This window comes from Neobacillus bataviensis LMG 21833 (genome assembly GCF_000307875.1).
GTDB classification, from domain to species: domain Bacteria; phylum Bacillota; class Bacilli; order Bacillales; family Cytobacillaceae; genus Neobacillus; species Neobacillus bataviensis.
In genome coordinates this window covers 62,328-87,125 of record NZ_AJLS01000035.1, presented here as the reverse complement: position 1 = coordinate 87,125, position 24,798 = coordinate 62,328, and the positions used below count along the sequence as shown (strand labels likewise).

At 39.6% G+C, this 24,798-nt stretch carries 26 protein-coding genes; 7 read left to right on the top strand and 19 right to left on the bottom strand.

The genetic code is table 11. The features are described from left to right. Positions 1-39: 39 nt before the first annotated feature. Complete coding sequence (locus BABA_RS03345) at positions 40-459, bottom strand: RrF2 family transcriptional regulator (RefSeq protein ID WP_007083720.1); 420 nt, start codon at positions 457-459, stop codon at positions 40-42. A gap of 232 nt (positions 460-691) precedes the next feature. Between BABA_RS03345 and BABA_RS27825 the strand changes: the two genes are divergently transcribed. Beyond that, on the top strand, positions 692-1,054 hold the full coding sequence (locus tag BABA_RS27825; protein ID WP_157273092.1) for a hypothetical protein: 363 nt from the start codon (positions 692-694) through the stop codon (positions 1,052-1,054). Positions 1,055-1,196: 142 nt separating this feature from the next. On the opposite strand, the gene BABA_RS03340 is transcribed toward BABA_RS27825, so the two are convergent. Both BABA_RS03340 and BABA_RS03335 read right to left on the bottom strand, forming a co-directional pair. Further along, positions 1,197-1,622: a universal stress protein gene (locus BABA_RS03340; protein WP_007083719.1), complete on the bottom strand. Its 426-nt coding sequence runs from the start codon at positions 1,620-1,622 to the stop codon at positions 1,197-1,199. A 28-nt stretch (positions 1,623-1,650) separates the two neighbouring features. After that, entirely contained in the window at positions 1,651-2,865 is a 1,215-nt protein-coding gene (locus BABA_RS03335) for an MFS transporter (protein ID WP_007083718.1), read from the bottom strand. Between the two features lie 111 nt (positions 2,866-2,976). Here BABA_RS03335 and BABA_RS03330 point away from each other — a divergent pair, with 111 nt between their 5' ends. Together BABA_RS03330 and BABA_RS03325 are read left to right on the top strand one after the other, a co-directional pair. Next, entirely contained in the window at positions 2,977-3,849 is an 873-nt protein-coding gene (locus tag BABA_RS03330; RefSeq protein ID WP_007083717.1) for a LysR family transcriptional regulator, read from the top strand. 130 nt (positions 3,850-3,979) lie between these two features. Beyond that, positions 3,980-4,717: a YqcI/YcgG family protein gene (locus BABA_RS03325; RefSeq protein WP_007083716.1), complete on the top strand. Its 738-nt coding sequence runs from the start codon at positions 3,980-3,982 to the stop codon at positions 4,715-4,717. A 115-nt stretch (positions 4,718-4,832) separates the two neighbouring features. On the opposite strand, the gene helD is transcribed toward BABA_RS03325, so the two are convergent. Then, positions 4,833-7,136, bottom strand: coding sequence for an RNA polymerase recycling motor HelD (gene helD / locus BABA_RS03320; RefSeq protein ID WP_007083715.1), 2,304 nt, complete (start codon positions 7,134-7,136; stop codon positions 4,833-4,835). Between the two features lie 254 nt (positions 7,137-7,390). Here helD and BABA_RS03315 point away from each other — a divergent pair, with 254 nt between their 5' ends. Continuing rightward, complete coding sequence (locus tag BABA_RS03315) at positions 7,391-7,822, top strand: HIT family protein (RefSeq protein ID WP_007083714.1); 432 nt, start codon at positions 7,391-7,393, stop codon at positions 7,820-7,822. A gap of 98 nt (positions 7,823-7,920) precedes the next feature. On the opposite strand, the gene BABA_RS03310 is transcribed toward BABA_RS03315, so the two are convergent. From BABA_RS03310 to BABA_RS26325, 5 genes are all read right to left on the bottom strand, one after another. After that, positions 7,921-8,994 (bottom strand): sulfate/molybdate ABC transporter ATP-binding protein, encoded by a 1,074-nt coding sequence (locus tag BABA_RS03310; protein ID WP_007083713.1) that lies wholly within the window; start codon positions 8,992-8,994, stop codon positions 7,921-7,923. After that, positions 8,995-9,882, bottom strand: coding sequence for a sulfate ABC transporter permease subunit CysW (cysW, locus tag BABA_RS03305; protein ID WP_007083712.1), 888 nt, complete (start codon positions 9,880-9,882; stop codon positions 8,995-8,997). 18 nt (positions 9,883-9,900) lie between these two features. After that, a complete protein-coding gene (gene cysT, locus BABA_RS03300) occupies positions 9,901-10,728 on the bottom strand; it encodes a sulfate ABC transporter permease subunit CysT (protein ID WP_007083711.1) in 828 nt (275 codons plus the stop codon). A gap of 62 nt (positions 10,729-10,790) precedes the next feature. After that, complete coding sequence (locus tag BABA_RS03295; RefSeq protein ID WP_007083710.1) at positions 10,791-11,876, bottom strand: sulfate ABC transporter substrate-binding protein; 1,086 nt, start codon at positions 11,874-11,876, stop codon at positions 10,791-10,793. Between the two features lie 151 nt (positions 11,877-12,027). Next, positions 12,028-12,195, bottom strand: coding sequence for a YezD family protein (locus BABA_RS26325; RefSeq protein WP_007083709.1), 168 nt, complete (start codon positions 12,193-12,195; stop codon positions 12,028-12,030). Positions 12,196-12,660: 465 nt separating this feature from the next. On the opposite strand from BABA_RS26325, the gene BABA_RS03290 reads away from it, so the two are divergent. Beyond that, the gene (locus tag BABA_RS03290; protein WP_007083708.1) at positions 12,661-12,975 is read left to right on the top strand and encodes a hypothetical protein; all 315 of its coding nucleotides are present in this window, start codon (positions 12,661-12,663) and stop codon (positions 12,973-12,975) included. 83 nt (positions 12,976-13,058) lie between these two features. On the opposite strand, the gene BABA_RS03285 is transcribed toward BABA_RS03290, so the two are convergent. Next, positions 13,059-13,901, bottom strand: a complete 843-nt coding sequence (locus BABA_RS03285) for an aldo/keto reductase (RefSeq protein WP_007083707.1) — start codon at positions 13,899-13,901, stop codon at positions 13,059-13,061. Positions 13,902-14,115: 214 nt separating this feature from the next. Between BABA_RS03285 and BABA_RS03280 the strand changes: the two genes are divergently transcribed. After that, positions 14,116-14,976 carry an SPFH domain-containing protein gene (locus tag BABA_RS03280; RefSeq protein ID WP_007083706.1) on the top strand — a complete coding sequence of 287 codons (861 nt, stop codon included), beginning with the start codon at positions 14,116-14,118 and terminating at the stop codon, positions 14,974-14,976. Between the two features lie 13 nt (positions 14,977-14,989). After that, positions 14,990-15,145, top strand: coding sequence for a type II toxin-antitoxin system antitoxin (locus tag BABA_RS26320; RefSeq protein ID WP_007083705.1), 156 nt, complete (start codon positions 14,990-14,992; stop codon positions 15,143-15,145). 95 nt (positions 15,146-15,240) lie between these two features. Here BABA_RS26320 and BABA_RS03275 read toward each other — a convergent pair whose 3' ends face one another. From BABA_RS03275 to BABA_RS03235, 9 genes are all read right to left on the bottom strand, one after another. After that, a complete protein-coding gene (locus BABA_RS03275; RefSeq protein ID WP_007083704.1) occupies positions 15,241-16,608 on the bottom strand; it encodes an MFS transporter in 1,368 nt (455 codons plus the stop codon). A gap of 122 nt (positions 16,609-16,730) precedes the next feature. Continuing rightward, entirely contained in the window at positions 16,731-17,165 is a 435-nt protein-coding gene (locus BABA_RS03270) for a MarR family winged helix-turn-helix transcriptional regulator (RefSeq protein ID WP_007083703.1), read from the bottom strand. A 38-nt stretch (positions 17,166-17,203) separates the two neighbouring features. Continuing rightward, positions 17,204-17,653: a PaaI family thioesterase gene (locus BABA_RS03265; protein WP_040345061.1), complete on the bottom strand. Its 450-nt coding sequence runs from the start codon at positions 17,651-17,653 to the stop codon at positions 17,204-17,206. Between the two features lie 301 nt (positions 17,654-17,954). Continuing rightward, positions 17,955-18,656, bottom strand: coding sequence for an ABC transporter ATP-binding protein (locus BABA_RS03260; RefSeq protein WP_007083701.1), 702 nt, complete (start codon positions 18,654-18,656; stop codon positions 17,955-17,957). Between the two features lie 11 nt (positions 18,657-18,667). Further along, entirely contained in the window at positions 18,668-19,444 is a 777-nt protein-coding gene (locus BABA_RS03255) for an ABC transporter ATP-binding protein (RefSeq protein WP_007083700.1), read from the bottom strand. Positions 19,445-19,447: 3 nt separating this feature from the next. Next, complete coding sequence (locus BABA_RS03250; RefSeq protein WP_007083699.1) at positions 19,448-20,743, bottom strand: branched-chain amino acid ABC transporter permease; 1,296 nt, start codon at positions 20,741-20,743, stop codon at positions 19,448-19,450. Positions 20,744-20,752: 9 nt separating this feature from the next. Continuing rightward, positions 20,753-21,739, bottom strand: a complete 987-nt coding sequence (locus tag BABA_RS03245) for a branched-chain amino acid ABC transporter permease (RefSeq protein WP_007083698.1) — start codon at positions 21,737-21,739, stop codon at positions 20,753-20,755. 83 nt (positions 21,740-21,822) lie between these two features. Then, a complete protein-coding gene (locus BABA_RS03240) occupies positions 21,823-23,013 on the bottom strand; it encodes a branched-chain amino acid ABC transporter substrate-binding protein (protein ID WP_007083697.1) in 1,191 nt (396 codons plus the stop codon). 193 nt (positions 23,014-23,206) lie between these two features. Beyond that, a complete protein-coding gene (locus BABA_RS03235) occupies positions 23,207-24,649 on the bottom strand; it encodes a DHA2 family efflux MFS transporter permease subunit (RefSeq protein ID WP_007083696.1) in 1,443 nt (480 codons plus the stop codon). Between the last annotated feature and the right edge of the window lie 149 nt (positions 24,650-24,798).

Below are 24,798 nucleotides of genomic sequence, written 5' to 3'. Positions count from 1 at the left end.
TTACAGTTTAAATTAAAAAACCCCTGCATTTGTCTTGTATTATTCAAGACATTTAATTCTTTTCAAAACACCGCTAATCGTGGCTTGACTTAAATATGCTTGCATATGCTGCTCTGCCTCGATAAAGATTTCGTCCATGACACTCTGAGTATTGGATGAAATTACACATTCCTTTTCAGGATCACCTGTGCACCAGTTTGGCTTAAGTGAACCAGATGAAATAGCCAGATACACTTCGGACATGGTTGTCTTTTCAGGGTCGCAGTTTAACAAATATCCTCCGCCAATACCTTCTTTTGTTTTCACATATCCTTCTTTACGCAAAATACTCATAACCTTGCGAATTCTTACAGGATTTGTACAAACATTTTCGGCGATGGTTTCGCTATTTGCCATATGATCAGGTAGGTTAGCTAATAAAACAAGACTGTGCATTGCAATAACAAAATCACTATTCATGACAATTCATCTCCATCCATACCTCTTCAACTGATCATACTGTAACTTTATTATATACAGTTAAAAATGTCAACTGTTATACCTATAAGCAAGTTCTCCAATATACTTCTTCATCAATGTCAGTATTCCTTCATGTTGGTTTAGTTCAATATCCTGAGGAAAACGTCTATACACACAATTATATAGACTCATACACTATTTTGTATTGATTAATGATGAGGAGAGATAAATTGTGGAAAATAAGCCCTATGTAAAGTCAAATGCATTTCCAAATAACCCGGTGGTAAGCCCGAATATCATGCCGAACCAGCCGACATTACCGACAAATATTATGCCAAATATCCCTTATATCGCACCACAAGTTTACCAACAGCCAAGTTGTTACCCGGTGCAAAATCCTTGTTGCTCCCCTATGCCGATGTATAACCCATGCTGTCCACAGCCGATGTATGACCCATGTTGTCCACCGCCGATGTATGAAGCATGCTGTCCACAGCCCATGTATGACCCATGCTGTCCACCGCCGATGTACAATCCGTGTTGTCCGCCTGTTTACAACCCATGCTGTTATCCGATGTACCCAGGATGCTGCTAAATAAAATGCTTTTTCTTCTGATATTACATTAATCATTTTATCGCCACTATAACTAAAAAAAGGGTCAGACCCCCAGTTTGCTACAGCGTTAGCATGTTGGGGGTCTGACCCTAGATGTTCTAATTTCCTTTGTTCTCACTGATTACTTGATGATCAAAACAGGACAATGCGATAGTTGGGTAACCTTCTGACTAACACTTCCGAGCATTAACCCTTTAATATTTCCCAATCCCCTGCTGCCCATGACGATGAGCTGATAATTCCTCTCCTCTGCCTTTTTGACGATTTGAATTGCCGGTTCTCCCATCACCAATTGGACTTCAATTTCGATACCTTCATTTTCTGCAAGTGCAGTAGCTTGATGTAATAGATCCTCGCTTTCTTTACTTTGTTCAGAATAGATTCTATCAATCGTCGCTTTTGGCATTCCTTCAGTAATCTCTATATTTTTTTCTACATGGATCACGCTGATTTTGGAATATCTTTCCTTTACAAAATTAAATGCCGACTTTAATGCTTTTTCACTCATTATAGAACCATCTATTGCCACAAGAATACGATTAAACATAAGCTCATCTCCATTAAGCGATTTTTGTCTATTTTATTGAAGAATTTACTTCTACGGATGAAACAGTTATTTTTGACGATGAAACTTTTTTTCCATACAAGAAATAGTGTAATGGTAAACACAGGACGGCGATAATACCGAGAACGATATATAATCCATTGTATCCTATGGAAGGAACTAAAAATCCTTGGACAAACGGCCCAACTCCTAGTCCTATATCGGTAAGAATGAAAAATGTCGATGTTGCTAATCCTACACGATGAGCAGGGGCAGATTGGATGGCAACCGTCTGCGAACTTGACATGTAGGTTCCGTATCCAAAACCGACAAGTGCACCAGCAATTAATAGAACAAATCCAACAGTTGATTGACTTAGAACAAATAACCCGATTAATAAAGAAATAAGTGAAGGGTACATGATGAAATTTGGTCCCTTCTTATCAAACATCCGCCCGGAATATGGTCTTGTGAAGAGAACCGCGGCAGCATAAACAACAAAGAAGAAACTTGCTGCTGAAGTAATATCGTTCTTGATGGCAAAGAACGAAAGGAAAGATAAAATTCCGGAATAACAGAATGCAGTAACGGCTGCAACTAGTGTAATCGGCACAGATTTTTTCTCAATAAAATTGGATAATTTAAACCCTTTTAATTCCGCCTTTTGCTCTTCTGTTAAGGTAATTTCTTGAACTTTTATGATAACTGATAAAACTAAACTTATGGCGATACAGATTAAACAAAAAGCAAATATCATTTTAAATTGAAAATGTTGTTGAATATATATACCAATAAAAGGTCCAATGGCAGTAGCCAATGTCATACTTAAAGCAAAGTACCCGATTCCTTCTCCGCTTCTGGTTTTCGGAATCACTTGGGCTACCACTGTTCCTAATACAGTACCAGCTAGTCCAAATGCAAAGCCATGTAATAACCGGTTAGCAATGAGCATTCCAAAACTATTCACACCGAAATAGAAAATCGCTGAAATGACCATAATGATAACGCCAGCTAACAGAAGTTTTTTTCTCCCTATTTGATCTATATATTTTCCGCCAATGATTCTCCCGACTAGCGCTCCAATCACAAAAATGCTGGAAGCTAAGCCTGCTTGACTTTCCGTTGCATCAAATTCATTAACAGCAAATACAGAAATAGTTACCATTAATAAATAAAAAGTTAACATAAGAAAGAAATTTGTTACTAAAATACCGATATAATCTTTTGTCCATAACTTTTCTTTCATTATTTACTCCCCTTTTTTCAATTTATTTAAGATGACCATAGTATTTATGTTACAATATCGCTATTGATAAATAAAATGAATGTTATTTATAAAGGGGATAAGTAAATAGTTATGCCAACGATTACTCAATTTGAAATCTTTGTGAAGGTTATTGATGAAGGAAGCTTTACAAAAGCTGCCCAAGCACTAAATATGTCGCAGCCTGCTGTCAGTCATGCGATTGCCGCTTTAGAATCAGAACTAGGAGTTACATTATTAGTAAGGGAACGGGGAAAAGATTTAATTGTAACGGATATAGGAAAACGAGTCCTATTTCAAATAAGAAATATTCTGAATAGCCTTGAAAAAATTGACCAGGAAGTATCTCTGGAAAAAGGAATCATCACTGGAACCATTAGGATTGCCACTTTTCCTAGTGTAACAGCTCACTTTTTACCAAAGATTATTAGTACCTTTCAACAAATACGACCGAATGTGTCGCTGACTTTTAAGGAGGGTTCACAAGAGGAAATTAAAGGTTGGCTAACATCTCGAGAAATTGATATTGGCTTTGTCGTTCTTCCGTGCGATGAATTAAATACGATTCCTCTTGTAAAGGATCGCTATCTTGTTATGCTGCCTGATCACCATCCATTGCTAATGAATCGATCTGTTTGTCTTTCAGATTTGGAAAACGAGCATTTTATTATCTCAAATGCCGGATATGAAGCACCAATGATCGACCTAATGAGGAAACAAAAAATGACTGTAAATGAGAAATATAATACATCCAATCTAAATACATCATTGGCTTTGATTAAAGAAGGATTAGGTGTGCTTATCCTCCCTGAGCTCTCATTGAAATACCTTGCTTATCCCAAATCGAATATCCGGCCATTAGAAACAAACCATTACAGACATATCGCCTTAGGCTTACCTTCCATAAAGGATGCCTCGCGTGTCGTCCAATTATTTATTCAAATAACGAAGGAACTATTTGAATAGACTGACCAAACAGTGCCAGGTACCATACAAATTCTTTTTTCATATACTTCAGAGGGGTGACTTAAAAGCTCAGAGGAACCGTCCATCTAGTCATTCGAATATAATGCACTAACTATTGGAGGTGCCTATAATGAAAGGACTATACATGAATGATTCTTCTCTTCCAATTCAACTTGAGGAGTGGGAAAAAAATGCCTTAGAGAAATTCGCCATGAAAATAAATGATAAAGAAAAACCATTTCCCTGTATCCCGGCTACGATCGGGTTCTCTGTAAATCAGTTATGCTACGGTTTTATTGGAGATCCAAGGGAAACCTCCACCATTTACGAGCTTGCTGAGTTAGTTAGCAGTTTTACAGAAGTTTCAAGGGATTTTGGCAATTATACCTCGTTGATTGTTTTTTATGAAACGCCTGAGGATATGAAGGCTACGTATACAGTTGTAGATTACGAACAATTATTTTGGCAGCAAATTTCCGGGTTATGCGCTATAGACTATTTTGAATGGCCTCACGATATTCCTACTGACCCTCATAATCCGCTTTGGGAATTTTGTTATCATGGTGAAAAGTATTTTATGTACTGTGCCACACCTGCACATTTGAATCGAAAAAGCAGGCATTTTGAGGTGATATTGCTCGCCATAACACCACGTTGGGTCCTTCAGGAGTTTAACAAATCACAGAAGTTTGCCCAAAGTATTAAAACACAGATACGCAAAAGGCTATCAAACTATGACTCCGCTCCTATACACCCTGATTTGAACAGCTATGGCTCAGAGAATAATTTTGAGTGGAAACAATATTTCCTTCGAGATGACGATACTTCATTATCTAAATGCCCCTTTCACCGAGGACTTAAGGAGTAAAGGAGAAAAAGGGTCAGACCCCCGGAGCGCTAAAGCGCTTATGCATCGAGGGTCTGACCTTTAGTTTAAGAAGAAAAGTACCTGAAATGGCAGCCGGATTAGAAGTAACCCCATTTTAATAATCGAAATGTAAATCATCCGCATGATGTAATAAAAAGTCTGACGAGCTCTTCCCGTATAAATTCAAGCGATGCATCGGTCTTGTCATCGCTACGTACAACAATTTGATATCCAGATCTACTTTTACATACGGTTCTTCCACGCATACAATCAAAACGGCATCAAATTCCAACCCTTTCGATAAATATGAAGGTAAAATCGCGATGTGCCCCTTCTTCATATCTTGCTTTTCTTCTACTAATTGAATGTGAAGATGACTATTTTCTAGGATTTGATGGATTCTTTGGCATTCCCTGTCGGTACGTCCAATGATGGCAATCGAGTGAAGCTCTTCCCTTTTGAGTGAGGCTATATCTTGTTCCAGCTGCAGCCGAACTTGTTTATGATTCTTCGTGTCGATGGTTTTAAACAATGGTTTTTGGCCATGGCGAATGACCGGTTCAACCTTTGGCAAGTCTTGGTCGATCAATTGAAGGATATCGTTTGCCAAATTCATTATCTCAACGGTCGTTCGATAGCTTTTTTGTAAGGTTTGATAATTCGCGTTTGGGAATATTTCTTTCAATACCGGCACCCAGCTATTCAAGCCGCGATAGGAATGAATCCCTTGTGCTAAATCCCCCACGATGGTAAACAAGTCTGTTTCGAAGCCTTCCTTTAAAGCGGCAAATTGAAAATAGCTGTAATCCTGTGCTTCATCAATAAAGATACTCCGCATTTTATACTTCTCATCGATCCCTTCCAATTTTGTCTTTAAATAAAATAATGGGGCTAAATCCTCTAGTTCGTATGCACCTCTGGCAAAAATTCTCTGACAAAACGTACTTAGGATCGTACATTGTTGATCTGAAAGCGTGGTGGAATGCTTCTTGATCAATTCAGGTGAAGACATCAATTCCTTGTATAAGGTAAAAATATCTTTCATTTCAAGCGGTTCCATATATTTTTTTACCGCTGACTTTGACTCTTTCTCCACCTGCTTCAATCTTTCTTCTTTCCTTTCCATCAGCATGATCACTTTTTGCTTTCTACTTTCCGGATCGAGCCTTTTACTGTAAAGAACCTGATCTAAAACATCATCGTATTTCTTATTAAGTTTTGATAGCATAATGGCTTTCTTTTTTTTCAAATCATCTTCTAATAGGGATTTCAATTTACTGATCCTTTTATAGATTGGTAAATATGTATATTCTTTTAAAAATAGTTTTTTAAGCTTTTGACCTTTCAAAAGAATGGATTTTTCCACTCGAAAATCCTCTTTAGGGGCAAGGTTTCTTTCTAATTCCTTTACAAAATGATCTATTAATGATTTAAATTCGAGTGAGCCCTTATAGCTAGAAATCCATTGGAGCGATTTGGATGGTTTTCCTTCCAGTAGCTTCATTAGTTTTGTATTTGGGGAAAAAAGCTTTATTTTCTGTCCCAAGCAACTTTTCATAAAATCGATATAGGTGGTTTGATTAATTTTGTTAACGCCTAGTTCAGGTAAGACGGCAGATATATAATCAATGAACAATCGGTTGGGTGCGAGAATCATTAATTTTTCTGGAGGAAAACTAAACCCTAAGGAATAGAGAAAGTAGGATATTCTATGGAGTGCAATAGTTGTTTTCCCGCTTCCTGCGGCGCCCTGAACGATAATGGGGTGCTTCAGTGATGCCCGGATCACTTCATTTTGCTCATTTTGAATGGTCGCAACTATTTCTGTTAAGCGATTGTCGGCTTTACCTGACAAAGATTTCTGCAAAAGTTCGTCGTGTGTAGTTAAATCGATATCCCTGATATCTTTTAGTAATCCATCAACGATTTCATACTGCCTCTTTAATGATAAGTAACCAGTTTGAGTCTCCCCATAGGCTTCATATGAGACATCTCCCAGCCGGCCATCATAGTAGACATTGGCAATCGGTGAACGCCAATCCACGATAATCGGCTCCTGTGATACACGGTCAAACAAGGATACCTTGCCAATGTACAAAACTTCTTCCTTATTCGTACTATTGCTCGTAAAATCGATCCTTGAAAAATAGGGTTTGCCAATCACGCTCTCTAGCCTCTTCAGTTCACTTTCGGCCAACTCAAGAAATCTTGCATTTGCGAGGAGATCCGTGTAGCTGGTACTACTATCCTGAGGGTCCAGATCAGCAAAAGCTTGTTTCATATTTTCAAGAAAAAACTCTTTATTCCCCTTAGAAATCTCTAAAACAGTTCGAATGTATTCCTTAGAAAACTCTAAGCGCTCAACCTCTGTTTGATAGTCTTTATGGTCACGGACAGACACTTGTTCTTTGGCACTCATCCTTGTACTAGTCACCTCACTATTCCATTTTTTGAAAACATCGGATATTTAGATTACAGAAAACTTATAACCTAGTCAAGTCTCATCCTCCAGCTTGAAACAACTATGGAACTCGAATTTGCGTATTATTTTTAAATTGAATCGGTAAAGTATGTACCACTTTCTATTTGTTTAGTCACTTTACAAATAGCCGACTAAAAGGTGTATACTAAGAATGGAATTACTTCATTTGTAGAGCAGAGAGGTTGAATATGATGGTAAAGAATCAAGACTGCATGTATTGCATGGAAGATGAGAGACGCGATCAACTGATGATTGAAATTGGCAAGCTGGAGGCTTCGACTGTTTTTCTTTTTAAAGAACAAACCTATCGGGGCAGATGCAATGTGGTTTATAATGACCATGTAAAAGAATTATATCAGCTTAACGAACAGGAATCTGCAGCCTTTATCAATGATGTAAAACGGGTGGCAGAGGCATTGGACAAGGCCTTTGAACCGAATAAAATCAATTATGGGGCTTACGGAGATACACTACACCACCTTCATATGCATGTGGTGCCTAAATACGAAGGTAAAGAAAATTGGGGCTCAACTTTCGAAATGAACCCAGGTAAAACATACTTGACCGATGAAGAGTATAACGAACTGATTAGCAAAATCAAGGAACAGCTGAATATCGACTAATATGGTTGGGTGCCACTAGCCATTATGAAAACAGCTGCCATATTTTTAGCAGCTGTTTTCATTGTTTCTAGGTAACTTTTAATTTGCTAATCCAGTTATTATATCGAATAATCCTCGGGTATAAATACCTTCAGCTGTTTTGGCTTTATAAACACTTCTTCACCTGTTTTTAGCTCTAGGCTGCGAAAGTAATCCTTCGCTATTTCCGCTTCGACGAACTCACCATTATCTTGTCGGATCAGCTCCACTTGAACGGCGGCACCCACTAAATGGATGTAGCTTATTTTGGCAGCGACCGAATCACTGCTTGCAACGCGTTTGATAGTTATATCATGCGGCCGGACATAGCCTACTGCTTCCGTATTTATTTTTCCAGCAAACTCGAGCGGTGCATCCACTTCAATACTTCCATGCCGAAGCTTCCCCTGATCCAGGCGTCCTTTAAACAAGTTCACATTTCCTAAAAAGTTGTAAACAAATGGGTTATTTGGGTGTTCATAAACCTCGTCCGGAGTCCCAATCTGTTCAATTTTCCCTTCATTCATGACGACAATCCTATCGGCAACATCGAGGGCCTCTTCCTGATCATGTGTCACAAAAATACTGGTTATTTGGTAATTGTCATGAAGCTTTCTTAACCATCGGCGAAGTTCCTTTCGCACTTTTGCATCAAGCGCACCAAAAGGTTCATCAAGCAAAAGAACCTTGGGCTCAACGGCTAATGCTCTTGCCAATGCAACACGCTGCCGCTGTCCTCCTGATAAATGGGAGGGATAACGATTAGCAAAGGCCTCAAGCTTTACGAGCTCAAGTAGCTCTGTGACTTTCTCTTTGATCTCCTGTTTTGATGGGCGCGCTTTTCGAGGACGGACCCTTAGCCCATATGCGACATTATCAAATACCGTCATATGGCGAAACAAGGCATAATGTTGAAAAACAAAGCCTACCTTCCGCTCTTTTGTGCCGATATGGGTCATATCCTCTTCGCCAAATAGAATCGCTCCCTGATTGGCGTTTTCTAAACCGGCAATAATTCTCAGCAAGGAGGTTTTTCCCGATCCAGAAGGGCCAAGGAGTGCGATTAGTTCTCCTGTTTGAATATCTATATTTATTTTATCAAGGGCTTTAAATGCTCCAAATGATTTAGAGATATTTTGTATTTGAATGCTCATCTAGGATTCTCCTTTTTCAGGGACGAATGATCGTTTTGCCTTCCACTCAATCACATTTTTCACCACTAATGTAATGATTGCGAACAACGACATTATGGAAGCAACGGCAAAAGCGGCAGAAAACTGATATTCATTGTATAATATTTCGATATGCAGGGGCATCGTATTTGTCATTCCCCGGATATGGCCGGATACGACTGATACAGCGCCAAACTCTCCAATCGCTCTAGCCGTACACAAGATAATGCCATAAAGCAATCCCCATTTGATATTCGGCAGGGTCACAAGCCAAAATGTCTTCCAGCCGCTCGCCCCTAAGGTTAAGGATGCTTCCTCATCGGCCGTCCCCTGTGTTTGCATTAACGGAATAAGTTCCCGGGCGACAAACGGGAATGTTACCAATAAGGTTGCTAGTGCAATCCCCGGCACTGCAAAGATAATTTTGATATTGTAATCAAGCAGCCAAGCACCAAACAAGCCGTGGGCACTAAATAATAGGACAAACACCAATCCCGCAATAACCGGTGATATGGCAAATGGGAGATCGATCATCGTAATCAGGAGACTTTTTCCTTTAAAATTGAACTTGGTCACTGCCCATGCTGCTGCCACACCAAAGATGGCATTAAGAGGAACCGTAATGAGTGCAATAAAAAACGTTAATTTAACTGCGGATACAGCGTCAGGGCTGCTAATCGCAGCCAAGAAAACATCACTGCCTTTTTCAAAAGCTTTGATAAAAATGGCTGCAAGTGGAAGTACCAAAAATAAACATAAAAACCCGACAGCCACTGAAATAAGCAACCAGCGCACCCAACGAGGTTCGGCATCTTTTTTAGAATTCTGCAGCGGCGCATTCGAATATTGCAAAGAAACATGTCCAGCCATCGTTCCCCCTCCTTCATGTTAAATAAATTTCCGATTTGTCCACCACTGCAATACATTAATCACGAATAATAGAATAAAAGAAAAAATGAGCATTACGGCTGCAATTGCAGTAGCACCGGCATAATCGTATTGTTCTAACTTCGTCATAATTAGCAGCGGGGTAATTTCTGTCTTCATCGGCATATTTCCGGCAATAAAGACGACCGACCCGTACTCCCCCAATGCCCGCGCAAATGCTAAGGCGAACCCTGTTAGTGCTGCTGGGAACAATTCAGGAAAAATAACTTTTATAAATGTTTGCAGTCGATTGGCTCCCAAACTAGCAGAAGCCTCTTCGATTTCTTTTTCAAGGTTTTGCAGCACCGGCTGAACCGTTCGAACAACAAAGGGCAGTCCAATGAAGGTCAATGCAAGGGTAATGCCTAGCGGTGTGAACGCCACTTTGAATCCCAAGAATTGTCCGATCCAGCCATTTTTTGTATACAACGTGGTTAAGGCAATACCAGCAATTGCTGTCGGCAGGGCAAAGGGTAAATCGACAAGACCATCAATGATTTTCCTGCCAGGAAAGTGATAGCGAACCAACACCCACGCGATTAATACCCCAAAGATCACATTGATGGCTGCAGCTAAAAAGGAAGCGCCAATGCTGAGCTGATAGGATGCGATCACCCTCGGTTCCGTAATAGTCTGCCATACCTTTGACCACGGTGCGGCCATTGAGTTCATAAAAATCATCGATATTGGTATAATGACAAGCATGCTAATGTATACAATAGTAAACCCTAGTGAAAGACCAAATCCAGGGAGCACACTATTTCTTTTAAATGATTGTAAACGAGCCATGAGGTTGACCCCTTCCGCTATAGATACAAGGGATGCTCCTACGCGGAACACCCTAATTTGACTTACTTCGGCTGATATATTTGATCAAACGTGCCGCCATCATTAAAATGCTTTTCCTGAGCTTTTTTCCAGCCGCCAAAATCATCATCAATGGTTACAAGATTAATCTTTGGAAAAATATCCGCATATTTGGCGAGGATTTCTTGATTGCGCGGACGATAATAATTTTTTGCGACAATTTCCTGTCCTTTGTCCGTGTATAAATAGTTTAAATAAGCCTCAGCCACTTCTCTTGTTCCCTTTTTGTCGACTACTTTATCGACCACTGCAACCGGAGGTTCCGCGAGAATACTTATGGAAGGAACGACAATTTCGAATTTGTCCTTACCTAATTCATTAAGCGTTAAAAAAGCCTCATTCTCCCAAGCTAGCAGAACATCGCCGATTCCCCGCTCGACAAATGTAGTCGTTGCCCCGCGCGCACCGGAATCTAACACTTCCACATTTTTATATAATTGACCTACAAAGTTCTTAATCTTCCCTTCATCACCGTTATATTTTTTCTCCGCATAAGCCCATGCGGCTAAATAATTCCAGCGCGCTCCGCCGGACGTCTTCGGGTTAGGGGTGATGATTGATACCCCTTTTTTCGTTAAATCATCCCAATCTTTAATCCCCTTTGGGTTTCCTTTTCTGACAAGAAAGACAATGGTGGACGTATAAGGTGTGGAATTATCCCCTAATTTCTTTTGCCAATCTTTCGAAAGCAATGCCCCTTTGTCGGCAATTTCATCGATATCATAGGCAAGGGCAAGGGTTACGACATCGGCTTCAAGCCCATCAATGACAGCACGGCCCTGTTTACCTGAACCGCCATGTGACTGCTGGATGGTAACCTGCTGACCTGTTTTTTGTTCCCAATCGTTCGCGAATTCTTTATTAAACTCTTCATAAAGTTCACGGGTTGGATCATATGATACATTCAATAATTGAATCGGTTCTTTCTTTTTAGCTGTTTCCTCTTTCGCTGCACTTGTTTTTTTCGTCTCTTGATTACTGCTTGCTTCAGTACCGCATCCTGCTAGAATAAGCGCCATAATAATGAGAAACGGGGTGAACTTATTGGCAATTTTTTTATTAATAAACATGTTATTTCCTCCTTTTTTCTACTAAAAAAGACTGCCTATTTTATAGAACAATGCATAAAGAAACTCGTCTGTGGTTTGTACAGACAACCTATTTCTTACACACTGTCTAAAAATAAACAGCCTTCAGTGGACTGATCGGCAGCATCCATCATCATTTTTTGTTTTTAAGTGATGAATTATTTGATGCAAAACGTGTTTTCTCCGTTTTGTCAATCTGGGTTATGGCTCCATCATGAACAGTTATAATAACTGAGCCATACTCCATATTTTTTAATGTAGAAAGAATAAAATTAGCTTTTGCTTGATCCACATTTGCCATGTAGTCATTCTCCTTCAATCTTAATATTTCATATGAGTTTACTTGGTTTTAGAAATAAAAAAATCCCGAATGAATTGCAACAATGTGGACTTCCTTTACTAATCGGAAATATCATCATGATTAGCCCCCCTTTACAATAAAAAAGGCTTATACCCAGTAAATGAGTATAAGCCTTTGGTTATCCAATCAGCTTTCTGTTTTTAATTGTGTCAAACTTTTAATGTAATTCCCATTTTATTCTGACTTTTCCGACGTGTCAAGTGTGTTTTGAAATTTCTTACTATTCTTTTTTCGGGATATCCTACCTGCACACATCCATTCCCCTCCTTTCCTTTATGCCCTAATTCTTTAAATTGCTTTTCTGCTTTTATTAAAAAACGGGTACAAACCTATAGCATGTCCTACCCTTGATACATATAAATACAGTACAAACTTACAACAGGGATAGATGGAAGGGAGGTCCAAATGTGGATTGACTATAAAGAAGGTTTCTGCAACATCTATAGAATAGCAAAAATACCCAAAAGGAGATGGATGATTATTAAAACAATTAGATTTGATAACACGTCATGTAGTGATGTATTATCGGCAATTTTTGATGAAAACTGGAAGCGTGAGTTGACAAATGAACTTGTAGTTTACACTGCTACATCGTACAACGCGGAAGTAACACTGAATCTCAAAGGCGACTATAGTCAAGACCTTTTTTTCGATTATGGCAGCAAAATATTGGTCGCAGGAAAGACCTATCATCTACCACCACACAAAGAATATAGATAAAATAAAAAAAACGGGGTCAGTCCCCCGGTGCTTTAAAGCTTTCATTCACTGGGAGACTGACCCCGTTATCCGTGGATAAGGGTTTAAAATTCTTCATATGTAGCAGGATCTTGATTGTTAATTCTGCCATCAAGGCGGGTTAATCCCGAAATCATCATCATTTCAGTCTCATCCAGGGAAAAGTCAAAAATAGAAATATTCTCAAGTTGTCGTGCCGGAGATGCCGATTTTGGAATGGAAATAGCCCCTAGTTGATAATGCCAACGTAATATAATTTGTGAAATAGACTTGTTATGCTGATCGGCAATCTGTTGAATCGTATCATTTTGCAAGACTTCACTTGCACGGGCTAATGGACTCCACGATTCTGTTGCAATGTTATTCTCTTCATGCCATTTTCGTTGTTCGGCTTGATTGAAAAATGGATGTAATTCAATTTGGTTGATACTCGGCTTAACGCCCGTCTCCTTTTCCAACCGCTTCAAATGCTCAGGCAAGAAATTACAAACACCAATCGACCGAACCAGCCCTTCTTTTTTAGCATCAATTAATGCTTGCCATGCTTCCACAAATTGTCCCTGTTTCGGGTTTGGCCAATGAATTAGATATAAATCATAATAATCAAGATTGGCGCGGTATAACGATTCTTGGATGGTCGTAACCGCTTTGTCATAGGTTTGATAGCGGCCTGGTAATTTAGATGTAATTCTTAATTCTTCTCTTGGAACCGAACTCCGTCTAACGGCTTCCCCTACCGTTCCTTCATTTTCATAATTATAAGCAGAATCGATGAGTCGATAGCCCATATCAATAGCACTTAGGATAGAATTGACTCCTTCATTCCCCTTTAATTTATATGTACCCAAACCGATTACCGGCATAGTAATCCCATCATTTAGTATTATTTCAGGAATTAATTTACCCATACGAATCACTCCTCTCCATAATAACCAAATATTATCATAATTTCGAGTAAATTTCTTCGATGGTGATTTTTGAGAAATCATATCCAGCAACAAAATTAACTTTATTATTGTAAAAAATGGTAAATGATAAAACATTTTACTTTTTTCGGTAACTATCTTATGATATAAATATGATATCACTTTTATATCATATTTATATTAAGGGGGAGAAACAATGAGTGAAAAATCTATTTTTAAAATGAATGGGTTTGCAGCACTAATTATCGCGCTATTGTGTATTGGTTTTGGAATTTATCTAATCGTTACTGGAGAAATCCCGGTCAAAATAACCGGAGTCGTCGTCTTACTTATTGGATTAATTGTTACTACAAGCTTAACGATAGTTCAGCCAAACGAAGCAAAAGTATTAACGTTCTTTGGAACCTACCTCGGTGTCATTCGAGATCAAGGTTTATGGGCAACCATTCCATTTACATTCAAACGCAGCGTTTCCTTACGTGTGACCAACTTTAACAGCGAGAAGTTAAAAGTAAATGATTTAGAAGGAAATCCGATTGAAATTGCCGCGGTTGTTGTGTATAAAGTACGTGATGCAGCAAAAGCGTTATATGACGTTGAAAACTATGAAAAGTTTATCCAAATTCAAAGTGAAACTGGAATTCGTCATATTGCCAGCAGATATGCTTATGATTCGTTCGATCATGATGCTGAAAACACATTCACCCTTCGTCAAAATAGTGATGAAGTTGCAGATGTACTAATGTCTGATTTACAAAAAAGACTGGATGTTGCCGGGGTGGATGTCATCGAAGCACGGATTATGCATCTCGCCTATTCATCTGAAATCGCTTCTGCCATGCTACAAAGACAACAAGCACAGGCTGTTTTATCTGCGCGTAAGGTGATTGTCGACGGTGCCGTTGGGCTTGTGAAAGCTGCGATTGACCAGCTTGCGGAGCAAGAAATTGTAGAGCTTGATGAAGAGAAAAAAGCACAAATGGTCAATAACCTGATGGTCGCTATTGTTTCCGAAAAAGGAACGCAGCCGATTATCAATACAGGAAGCATTTATTAAGGTTGTGTCGTAAATGACGAAAAGAAAATCATTTCCGCTTCGCATAGACCCCAAATTATATGAAGTGCTGGAAAAATGGGCGGAAGATGAAATTAGAAGTGTGAACGCCCAAATCGAAGTCATCTTAAAAGAAGCAGCCAAAAAGGCCGGACGATTAAAAAAAGAATAAATGAAAAAAAGCCTGTATCCATGATTTTTTAGATTACATAGATACAGGCTAAATCACACATTTCCACCATGTCCAAAGTAAAAGTCACCTCGAGGCTAGCTTAGCTGCTTTATCTTTTCTTTTCGATAATATAAACCGTACATGAAAACAGCCACAACGATAATCAGGGAATAGTAAAAATAAATATTGTGATACATCAATTCCGAAGAAAAACCTTCCTGATAGGTTAATAATAATCCAGAAACTGTCACTCCTATCCCCGCACCGAAAAATTGCATTAATTGAACGATTCCTATCCCTGAACCGATTTGAGTCATTGGCAGGATCCTTGTTATTTCGTTCGAAATACTCGTTGAAATGGCTGTAAAGCCAACACTCGCGAACATATAGGTTAAAAGTACGAAATAGGGATTTAAGGTTGATAACAACGCAAATAAGATGGTGGCACTTAATAAAAATAATTGCCCAAAAATGATTACCGGTGCATTGCCAAAGCGATCAATGATTCTTCCAATAAATTGACCGGCAATCACTGCCAAAATGGCTCCAGGAAAAATGATCATTCCTACCTCTGCTGGCCCTTTTCCGAATACATTCGTAAGAATAATTGGCATTAAAAACAGATTTGAAAAGTTAATAAAAAAAGCTGAACAACTAATAAAAAGTAGTTTTGTATATTGCTTATTTCTGAGGAGTATTGGCGGAATAAACGGTTCTTCTGTTCTTTTAAGATATCTCCACCAAATTGCTAATAGAACGACCGTTCCAAATAAAATAACATATGAAAAGGTAGATAGAAAAAGTAATAATCCTATAACACTAAGGCCCGTTAGAATTGCACCAAACAGATCGAAATGTCCCTTTTTATTAACCTCTTTAGGCAATACCCTTTGGAAGAAAGGAATAGATAGGACTGAAAATCCAGTGATAGCAAAAAGATAATTCCATCCTAAGTATTCAGTTATGACTCCCCCTAATACTGGACCTAATCCAAATGCCAAAGAGGCAGCAGAAGCAATAATGGCCATCGCTTTTCCACGCCTTGATAGAGGTATATAGCGCCCCGTCATGATCATGCTTAATCCCATAACGGCTCCCGCCCCTGCAGCCTGAAGAATTCGAGCTCCTAATAATATAAAAAAATGATTGGCAAAGAAACCGATGATCGAGGCTATTCCTAAAATGCTAATTCCAAAGAGTAAAAGTCTTGAGATTGGAATAAAATCCGATAGTCTGCTAAAAGTTAACGTTGATATGGCAAACATGATCGAATAACCGGAAACGAGCCATGATGCGGTGGATGAATTTAAGGAAAAGTCCTTAAGGACAACTGGCAATGCCACATTAAACATGGTCGTATTCATTACCACTAACAAGGTAGTAAAACCCCAAATGAATATGAGTTTATTCTCTTGAAAGGGTACCTTTCTTTCAGCTTCGATAGAAATTGATATAGAAGACATTCACCTTCACCCTTTTTCAATATTTAGAAAATAAACTTTAAAAAGTTGTTTCTTTGAAACGATAAGCATCCAGGATCCATAAGGTTCAGTAATATTACTTCATGATAAATTACTTTTTCTAATTAGAGTCCCTTATTCTTTCTACTTATCCCGATGTCAAAAAGTGTTTTCTTAAATCGTTGAATCTCCTCAATACCCAAACTAGACATCACCTCTCTATTCATTTCATCCATTTTCTCACATAATGGAATCTCCATTGATCTCCCCTTTTCTGTCAGAAAAACTAACTTGTTCCGTCGATCATTGGGGTCAATTCGTCGTTCAATAAATCCATTTTGTTCCAAACGATCTATTATACCAGTAATGGTTGCACTGTCCAGAAGAAGTTGTTCAGCTAAAACATGACCAAATTGTCCATCCTTTTCCCAAAGGCGACGAAGCAGTGCATATTGAACAGGCGTCACACCATAAGGAGAAAGTTTAGATTTACTCACTTGATTTACTCTTTGCAAAGCTTTACCTAGAAGAAAATGAACACAGATATCATACTTTTCCATAATTTACCGCCATCATTTACATTTTAATTTTTTTATCCTTATTTTTTGAACCTCTTACCATCAGCATTTCCTTTTAAAATCATACATGTACTTGTAGAATGAGAAACAAGACTTCCTTTTTTATCATATACATGACATTCAACTAAGCCAGTTGAACTCCCTTTTTTTATAATTTTACCTTCAGCCCGAAGTTTACCTTCCCAAATCGGTTTAAGGAAATTTAACTTAATTTCCACTGTCGTAAATAATTCATCGTCGGCAAGTGTACCGACGAAGGCATAACCCATAGCTAAATCAGATAAATCACAAAGTACGCCCCCATGTAGGGTTCCCATTGGATTATGTAACTTTTCTGAGGCTTCCATCTCCAATGTAACCATTCCTTTTTCCAACCCAGTTATTTCTATCCCAAGTAATTGGGCGATAGGTGGTCCAGGTTCCTCTCCATTCTTCATCTTTTGTAATCCCTCTAAATGTTTCAATAACATCACCCTCCGAATTTTCTGATTAATATGAATATAACATGATCAAGATGGTTTGTATACAAGTGATTTGTATACAAGTGATTTGACAAAAACCATAATCACATAGAATTGGAGTATGAGTCCTTAAGGTATTATCGGTATCTATATATGAAAACAGAAAGTACACCCATTTGCTGAAAAACACAAAAAGTGTCCTCACGAATGTTTCATGAGGACGGAATTCGCCGATGTTAGATTAAAAGTGTCTTCCTGATACCTTTTTAAAGCTCATGAATCTACCTATGAACTAATAATTTCTCATACTTTACGCCAAATATGCCTCACGAACTTCATCATTTGTTATTAGATCATGGCCGTTCCCTTTGAGCTTTATTTCGCCTGTTTGGATGACGTAACCGCGATCAGCGACTTGTAAGGCCTGATAGGCGTTTTGTTCCACGAGCAGGATTGTGATACCTTCCCCGTTCAATTCTTTGATAATTTCAAAGATTTGTTCGACGATAATTGGTGCAAGACCCATGGAAGGCTCGTCTAACATGAGTAAATCCGGGGACATCATAAGGGCTCTTCCGATTGCTAGCATTTGCTGCTCCCCGCCGCTCATGGTGCCACCCTTCTGCTCCAGTCGATCCTTCAGTTTCGGAAAATAGTGGAAGGCCCGCTCCATTCTTTCCTCAATCACTTGTCTACTTTTTACCGAGAAAGCGCCCATTAATAAGTTTTCTTTGACTGATAGTCTTGGAAAAATCCTTCTGCCCTCGGGAACATGGGCAATTCCTAAAAGGGTTGTTTCATGGGCTGGTTTATTGGTAATATCCGATCCTTTATAAACGATGTTACCTGTTTTTACTTTTGTCAAACCGCTGATAGATTTTAGTGTTGTTGATTTACCAGCACCATTACTGCCAATCAGTGTAACAATTTCTCCTTTTTCGACTGAAACGTCAATTCCTTTTAAAGCTTGTATACCGCCATAAAAGGTCTCCACGTTATTTAATTGAAGCATTGATTTTCCCCCTATCCAGCATGAACAGCCCCAGATCCTAGATATGCCTCAATCACTTTTGGATGATTTCGGATGTCTTCAGGCCTTCCTTCTGCAATTTTTTCACCATGATCAAGTACAAAGATTTGTTCAGAAATTTCCATAACAAGCTTCATGTCATGTTCAATTAATATGATAGTTAAATTGAATTCATCTCTCATCCTTTTAATCAGGTGGGTAAGTTCTTTTGTCTCCTTTGGATTCATACCTGCCGCCGGCTCATCTAATAATAAAACCTTTGGACTTACTGCCAGCGCCCTCGCAATCTCTAATCTTCTTTGGGCTCCGTAGCTTAAATTGCACGCTTTTTCATTTAAAAAGTCAGCCAGCCCTACGTATTCTAGTAATTGATAGGCCTCTATTTCCGAAGCAATCTCTTCTTTCCGTATGGTGGGAAGATTGAATAAAATGCCAATAAGACCTGCTTTTAACCGTGTATGCATGCCAACCATCACATTTTCAAGTACAGACATTTCATTAAATAAACGGATATTCTGAAAGGTTCTGGCAATTCCTCTTTGACTTACAACATGGGGCTTTAACCCATTTAATTTTTCACTTTCAAGTAAGATCGTTCCTGAAGTGGGCTGATAAACACCCGTAATCATATTAAAAAAGGTTGTTTTTCCAGCCCCGTTTGGACCGATAACAGCTGTGATTGAATTTTTCTCCACTGACATGGAAACATCCTGATTGGCAATGAGACCGCCAAATTTTTTCGTCAGGTTTTGCACCTCTAAAATGGCCATTTGCTACACCTCCTGCGCCTTCTCGATTGGTGATTGATCTGAACTAGTTTCACCGGATGCCTCCTTGCTTCCCTTTCGTAATACAGCTTCATTATATTTCCGATTCTTGGCTGGCAGGAGACCCTGCGGCCGATAGAGTGCAAACAGGATTAAGAGCAATCCGAAGATCATCCGTTGCATTTTTGAAGGAGACAGTGCATCTGGAATGGAAAAAGCCCCCGACGTACTTAGTTGATTCAACCAATTTGTGATCTCTGTTAATACTTGAAGGTTCAGAATGGTCATAACCGCAGCACCAAGGATGACACCTGGAACACTGCCCATTCCACCCAAGATGACCATGACAAGAATCGTAATCGATTCAAGTAAGGTAAAACTCGTTGGATCGACAAAGGCTTGTTTTGCCGCAAAGACCACACCCATCATTCCTGAGAAGGAAGCGCCAATTGCGAAAGCCATTAATTTTGTTTTGACTAAAGGGACACCCATTGCCTGGGCAGCGATTTCATTTTCTCTGACCGCTTTCCACGAGCGGCCTATTTTTGAATGCTCAAAACGGCGGACCGTAAAAATAGTAAATATTAATATAATCAGCACAACGTAATAGAATTGACTTGGGTAAATAAAGTCTATTCCAAACAGGCGGGGAGGCGTCACGGAAGAGAGTCCCATTGCACCGTTCGTTATATTAAGCGGACGATCCAGGTTATTAAAGATAATTCGGATGATTTCACCAAAGCCCAGTGTAACGATGGCCAAATAATCACCTTTCACCCGAAGTACCGGTATTCCCAGCAGCACCCCAAATAGGGCGGCAATAAAACATCCAACTAGGATAAAGATCCAAAAACTTTCTCCTGAAAGTGGAAAATGACCAAATGGCATAAAATTATTTGCTTGTGCTGTTGCAAAAATTCCATACGTATAGGCACCGACGGCAAAAAACGCAATAAAACCTAAATCAAGTAGCCCGGCCATCCCTACGACAATATTCAATCCCAGTGCCATAGAGATATAGATTCCAACAAGTGTCGCCACTTCCATATAGGATTGATAGCCATCCCCATTACTTGCTGTGAAAGGAAGTAAAAATACGAGCACCACGCCTGCAATGACCCATTTGGTGAGATTCTTGAAGTTAGTAAAATATAATAGTAAGAGCGATGCTAATAGAAGAAGAAAGGCGGTTACTGATTTTTGCGCTAAAAATAACCCAAGAGATGTGACTCCAATGTAAATAAGAAGAAAAACCCCTTGTGCTACTCTATTTTGTTTATAGTGATTCCAAAGTGCTTTCATTCTTCTCACCTACACTTTCTCGGTTACCGGTTTGCCAAATAAGCCCTCCGGTTTAAACAGTAGTACAAGAATTAAAATGATAAACGCAAATACATCTTTATACTCTGCGCCAAATACTCCGTGAGATAAAAGGGTTAAATTGGCGGACGCAAACATTTCTAATAATCCAAGCAGTAACCCCCCGAACATGGCTCCACGTATATTTCCTATCCCCCCTAAAACGGCTGCTGTAAACGCCTTCAACCCCAGAATAAAGCCAATATAGGGGTCAATGGTTCCGTATTGAACAGCAAAAAGCACCCCGGTTGCTCCGCCAAGGGCAGATCCGATAAAGAAGGTCATCGAGATGACTTTATTTACATTTATCGTCATCAATGAAGCGGTTTCACGATCTTGCGCCACAGCTCTTAGCGCCATTCCCCACTTTGTCCGATTAACAAAAAGGTCAAGACCAATCATCATGATCACCGCCGTAACAAGCACAATCACAAACGATGTTTTAATCGTTGCATCATTAAATATGGAGCTCAGGGATGAGGCTTTAATGGAAAGCTGGTCAGTAAATAGACTTGGGCCCGTTACAATGTAATTACCTTTTTTTAATTCTGCAATGAATCGAACAATATCCTGTAATAAGAATGAAATTCCAATTGCCGTAATCAACGGGATTAGCCGAGGCGCATTTCTGAGTGGCCGGTAAGCCACCCTCTCAATTCCCATTCCCAGGAAACCTGTTAAAATAGCTGTAAATAAGAGTACGGCTATCAGCATCACGATCGCCGGTATAGATGAAACCCACCCTATTCCCGTTAAAACGATTAAAATGGCTGTTCCTATAAATGCACCTGACATAAAAATTTCCCCATGTGCAAAGTTAATTAATTCCAAAATCCCATATACCATGGTGTATCCTATGGCAATAACGGCGTACACCGCCCCCAAGGTAAGACCATCGATCAAAACCTGCGGGATTGTGTGGAGTATTTCGTTAAACAATAGCTTTCCCCCCTTGTCCCATTTTTCATAGAAGAAAAGGGTATTCTCACTCAGGAAAAATGAGTATACCCTTTTCAAACTAGTTATTTATTAACTTCGCCCACTAATTCAGCTGGGTATTTCGCTTCTTTAAAACTATAAATAAACACTTTTGCATAATTATTGTCGCCGATATCGTCAAAGCTGACTTTTGTTAAAACACCTTGATAGTCCTTCACACCACGCACGGCATCCCTAACTTGTTCACGGGTAGGCATTTTGTTGTTATTGGCTTTGATGGCATCCTCAATTCCCTTTAACACTACGCCCATCGTGTCATAGCCGTATACGGAATACGATTCAGTATTTTTGTTGAACTTTTCTTTGTAGCTCACAGTAAACTTCTTCCCGTCTTCTGATTTCGTTGAATCCCCGGCGAGCGAGGTAATATACGTATCTTTGATTGCACCTCCGGCTATTTCAACCAGTGTAGAAGCATCTAACCCATCTCCGCCAAGGAATGGAACATTAATGCCCTTTTCACGAGCTTGTTTAATTACTAGACCGCCCTCCGCGTAGATTCCTCCGAAATAGACTAAATCAGGCTTTTTCGAAACGACTTGGTTGAGAACTCCATTGAAATCCTTTTCACCAATGGTAATCCCTTCAAAGCCAAGAATTTCAGCTCCTTTTTCCTCTGCTGCTTTCTTGAAAGCTTCTGCAAGACCTGTCCCGTATGCCGTTTTGTCCTGGATGATAAAGATTTTCTTCGCTTTTAATGTATTAACGGCAAATTCAGCACCTGCTGGACCCTGGAAGTCATCTCGCGCGACAATCCGGTTGACGGTTTTTAACCCTCTTGATGTAACTTCTACCGCAGAGTTAGCAGGTGAAACCATTGGGATCGCATATTTTTCATAAACCTCGGATGACGGGATGGCGACTCCTGAATTAAAGTGGCCGACCACTGCCATAATCGATTTATCCGCCCCGATTAATTGAGCATTGGCTACCCCTTTCTTTGGATCCCCTTGATCATCATAAGGAACCAGCTGCAGATCAAATCCTAAATCTTTAAACTTTTTCTTTTCCTCATCTAATTTCATTTGTGCGCCCAGCTTAATGGCTTCCCCAATTGTCGCACTACCGCCAGATAGCGGAGTTTGTGTTGCAATCTTAATCATGCTTGAACCACTTTTCCCATTATCCCCTGACTTAGAACCGCAGCCAGCTAAAAAAATACTCGCAGCCAAGCCCCCCGTTAATAATAATGCTAAAGATTTTTTCAACTTCATAATGCCCCTCCCTTTTTTCTCGGTATTGAAACACTCGTCCTTTTATATGTATATTGATCCAAAGATATAAATAGGACAATTTATTCATTCCAATTTTATACAATTGGTGCCTGTTACCTTTTTCCACAAAAAGGGAAAACAAAAAGGGAGAACCATTTAAAATGGTAATCCCTTTTATGAAAGTGTTGTTCTATTACTCTTGGAGTTTCACTCGGACATTTCTTTGTCTTTTTCCCCCCGCCTCATCTTCAGCTTGGCGGTTATTTTTAATGAAAAAAGAAAGGATTAGTGCTACTAATGAAAGGATGGAAACCGCGAGAAAGGCGATATTCGCTCCGTGTATATCCGGATAGGCAATGTCCGGGCGATGTTTCGCTCCTTCTGCGGTTGTCGTCATGACGGTAACCAAAATGGCCGTTCCTACAGAAGCAGCAATCATTTTCATCGTATTATCCATGGCAGCCCCGTGCGGAATTAACCGTTTGGGTAATTGGTTCAAGGCAGCTGTTGCGACCGGCATCATAACCATCGAAAGACCAAACATTCGTATTCCATAAAGGACTGTAATATAGGTCATCGAGGTTGATGGACTTAAAGTAGTAAACGCAAACGAAGCCGCTGTCATGATGGTTAAGCCAATCATCACGAGCCCCCTCGCACCAATTTTATCAAATATTCTTCCCACGATTGGTGACATGACCCCGCTAATCAGTGCACCAGGCAATAAAGCAAGACCCGCCTCAAAAGCAGAAAATCCTCTCATCCGCTGCATGAACAGCGGGATAATGGTTTCAGCTCCAATTAAGCCCATAAAGCCAATCATTCCAATGATGATTGCGAACGGGAAAATTGAATACGTAAAAACACGGAATTCCAGCATCGGATGTTTCAGGCGTACTTGGCGGAAAATAAATAACAACAATGAGGCGCCCCCTATTACAAGTGATAGAAGGGTGATTGTAGCCGTCCAACCGTAATTTCCAGCACAAGTAAATCCATAGAGAAGCCCGCCAAAACCTAGTGATGAAAGCAGGATTGACCATACATCCACTTTTGGCCGGGAAACCTCTGTGACATTTTTCAAGAAACGATATGCGACAATGATATCGATCAAAGCAATTGGCAAAATGATAAAAAATAACACTCGCCATGAAAAATGGAATGTCACCCATCCGGATAGTGCGGGTCCGATAGCTGGGGCAAAGGAAATCACGAGCCCCACAAGCCCCATTGCGGCACCGCGCTTATTAACCGGAAAGATTAGTAAAAATACAGTTGTCATTAGCGGCAGCATCACCCCTGCGCCGATGGACTGAATAACTCTTCCTAAAAGAAGAAATTCAAAATTAGGAGCACTCCCGCCGACAATAGTTCCGACTGCAAAAATACTCATCGCCGTAATAAACAATTGTCTCGTGGTAAATCGTTCTAGTAAAAAGGCGCTGATGGGAATCATGATCCCATTCACCAGCATAAAAACGGTCGTCAGCCATTGTGCACTATTTGCAGTAATGTTCATTTCATCCATTATTGGAGGTATTGCAGTAATCATCAGTGTTTGATTCAAAATGGCAATAAATGTTCCTGCCAGCAAAAGTCCTACAATCATCGAGTGCTTATTTCTTGATGTCTCCATTCATCCAACTCCCCTGTTGCCAATATAAAAATTCATTGTTACATATTACCTTGTTTTCCTCTTTTACTCCAATTAAATGCTTTAGGGAAGCTTGGAAAGTTCATGTGTTTTTAAAATGTTATGATGCAAGGCAGGAATGAAGCAAAGAG

Coding starts and splice junctions, on each gene's coding strand:
- cysW (WP_007083712.1), bottom strand. CDS start 9,882: ATGGCTGGACATGTTTCTTTGCAATATTCGAATGCGCCGCTGCAGAAT.
- BABA_RS03315 (WP_007083714.1), top strand. CDS start 7,391: ATGGTAAAGAATCAAGACTGCATGTATTGCATGGAAGATGAGAGACGC.
- BABA_RS26320 (WP_007083705.1), top strand. CDS start 14,990: ATGACGAAAAGAAAATCATTTCCGCTTCGCATAGACCCCAAATTATAT.
- cysT (WP_007083711.1), bottom strand. CDS start 10,728: ATGGCTCGTTTACAATCATTTAAAAGAAATAGTGTGCTCCCTGGATTT.
- BABA_RS03260 (WP_007083701.1), bottom strand. CDS start 18,656: ATGCTTCAATTAAATAACGTGGAGACCTTTTATGGCGGTATACAAGCT.
- BABA_RS03280 (WP_007083706.1), top strand. CDS start 14,116: ATGAGTGAAAAATCTATTTTTAAAATGAATGGGTTTGCAGCACTAATT.
- BABA_RS03255 (WP_007083700.1), bottom strand. CDS start 19,444: ATGGCCATTTTAGAGGTGCAAAACCTGACGAAAAAATTTGGCGGTCTC.
- BABA_RS03235 (WP_007083696.1), bottom strand. CDS start 24,649: ATGGAGACATCAAGAAATAAGCACTCGATGATTGTAGGACTTTTGCTG.
- BABA_RS03240 (WP_007083697.1), bottom strand. CDS start 23,013: ATGAAGTTGAAAAAATCTTTAGCATTATTATTAACGGGGGGCTTGGCT.
- BABA_RS03275 (WP_007083704.1), bottom strand. CDS start 16,608: ATGTCTTCTATATCAATTTCTATCGAAGCTGAAAGAAAGGTACCCTTT.
- BABA_RS03345 (WP_007083720.1), bottom strand. CDS start 459: ATGAATAGTGATTTTGTTATTGCAATGCACAGTCTTGTTTTATTAGCT.
- BABA_RS03340 (WP_007083719.1), bottom strand. CDS start 1,622: ATGTTTAATCGTATTCTTGTGGCAATAGATGGTTCTATAATGAGTGAA.
- BABA_RS03285 (WP_007083707.1), bottom strand. CDS start 13,901: ATGGGTAAATTAATTCCTGAAATAATACTAAATGATGGGATTACTATG.
- BABA_RS03290 (WP_007083708.1), top strand. CDS start 12,661: ATGTGGATTGACTATAAAGAAGGTTTCTGCAACATCTATAGAATAGCA.
- helD (WP_007083715.1), bottom strand. CDS start 7,136: ATGAGTGCCAAAGAACAAGTGTCTGTCCGTGACCATAAAGACTATCAA.
- BABA_RS03250 (WP_007083699.1), bottom strand. CDS start 20,743: ATGAAAGCACTTTGGAATCACTATAAACAAAATAGAGTAGCACAAGGG.
- BABA_RS03265 (WP_040345061.1), bottom strand. CDS start 17,653: ATGTTATTGAAACATTTAGAGGGATTACAAAAGATGAAGAATGGAGAG.
- BABA_RS03325 (WP_007083716.1), top strand. CDS start 3,980: ATGAAAGGACTATACATGAATGATTCTTCTCTTCCAATTCAACTTGAG.
- BABA_RS03335 (WP_007083718.1), bottom strand. CDS start 2,865: ATGAAAGAAAAGTTATGGACAAAAGATTATATCGGTATTTTAGTAACA.
- BABA_RS03310 (WP_007083713.1), bottom strand. CDS start 8,994: ATGAGCATTCAAATACAAAATATCTCTAAATCATTTGGAGCATTTAAA.
- BABA_RS03330 (WP_007083717.1), top strand. CDS start 2,977: ATGCCAACGATTACTCAATTTGAAATCTTTGTGAAGGTTATTGATGAA.
- BABA_RS26325 (WP_007083709.1), bottom strand. CDS start 12,195: ATGGCAAATGTGGATCAAGCAAAAGCTAATTTTATTCTTTCTACATTA.
- BABA_RS03270 (WP_007083703.1), bottom strand. CDS start 17,165: ATGGAAAAGTATGATATCTGTGTTCATTTTCTTCTAGGTAAAGCTTTG.
- BABA_RS03295 (WP_007083710.1), bottom strand. CDS start 11,876: ATGTTTATTAATAAAAAAATTGCCAATAAGTTCACCCCGTTTCTCATT.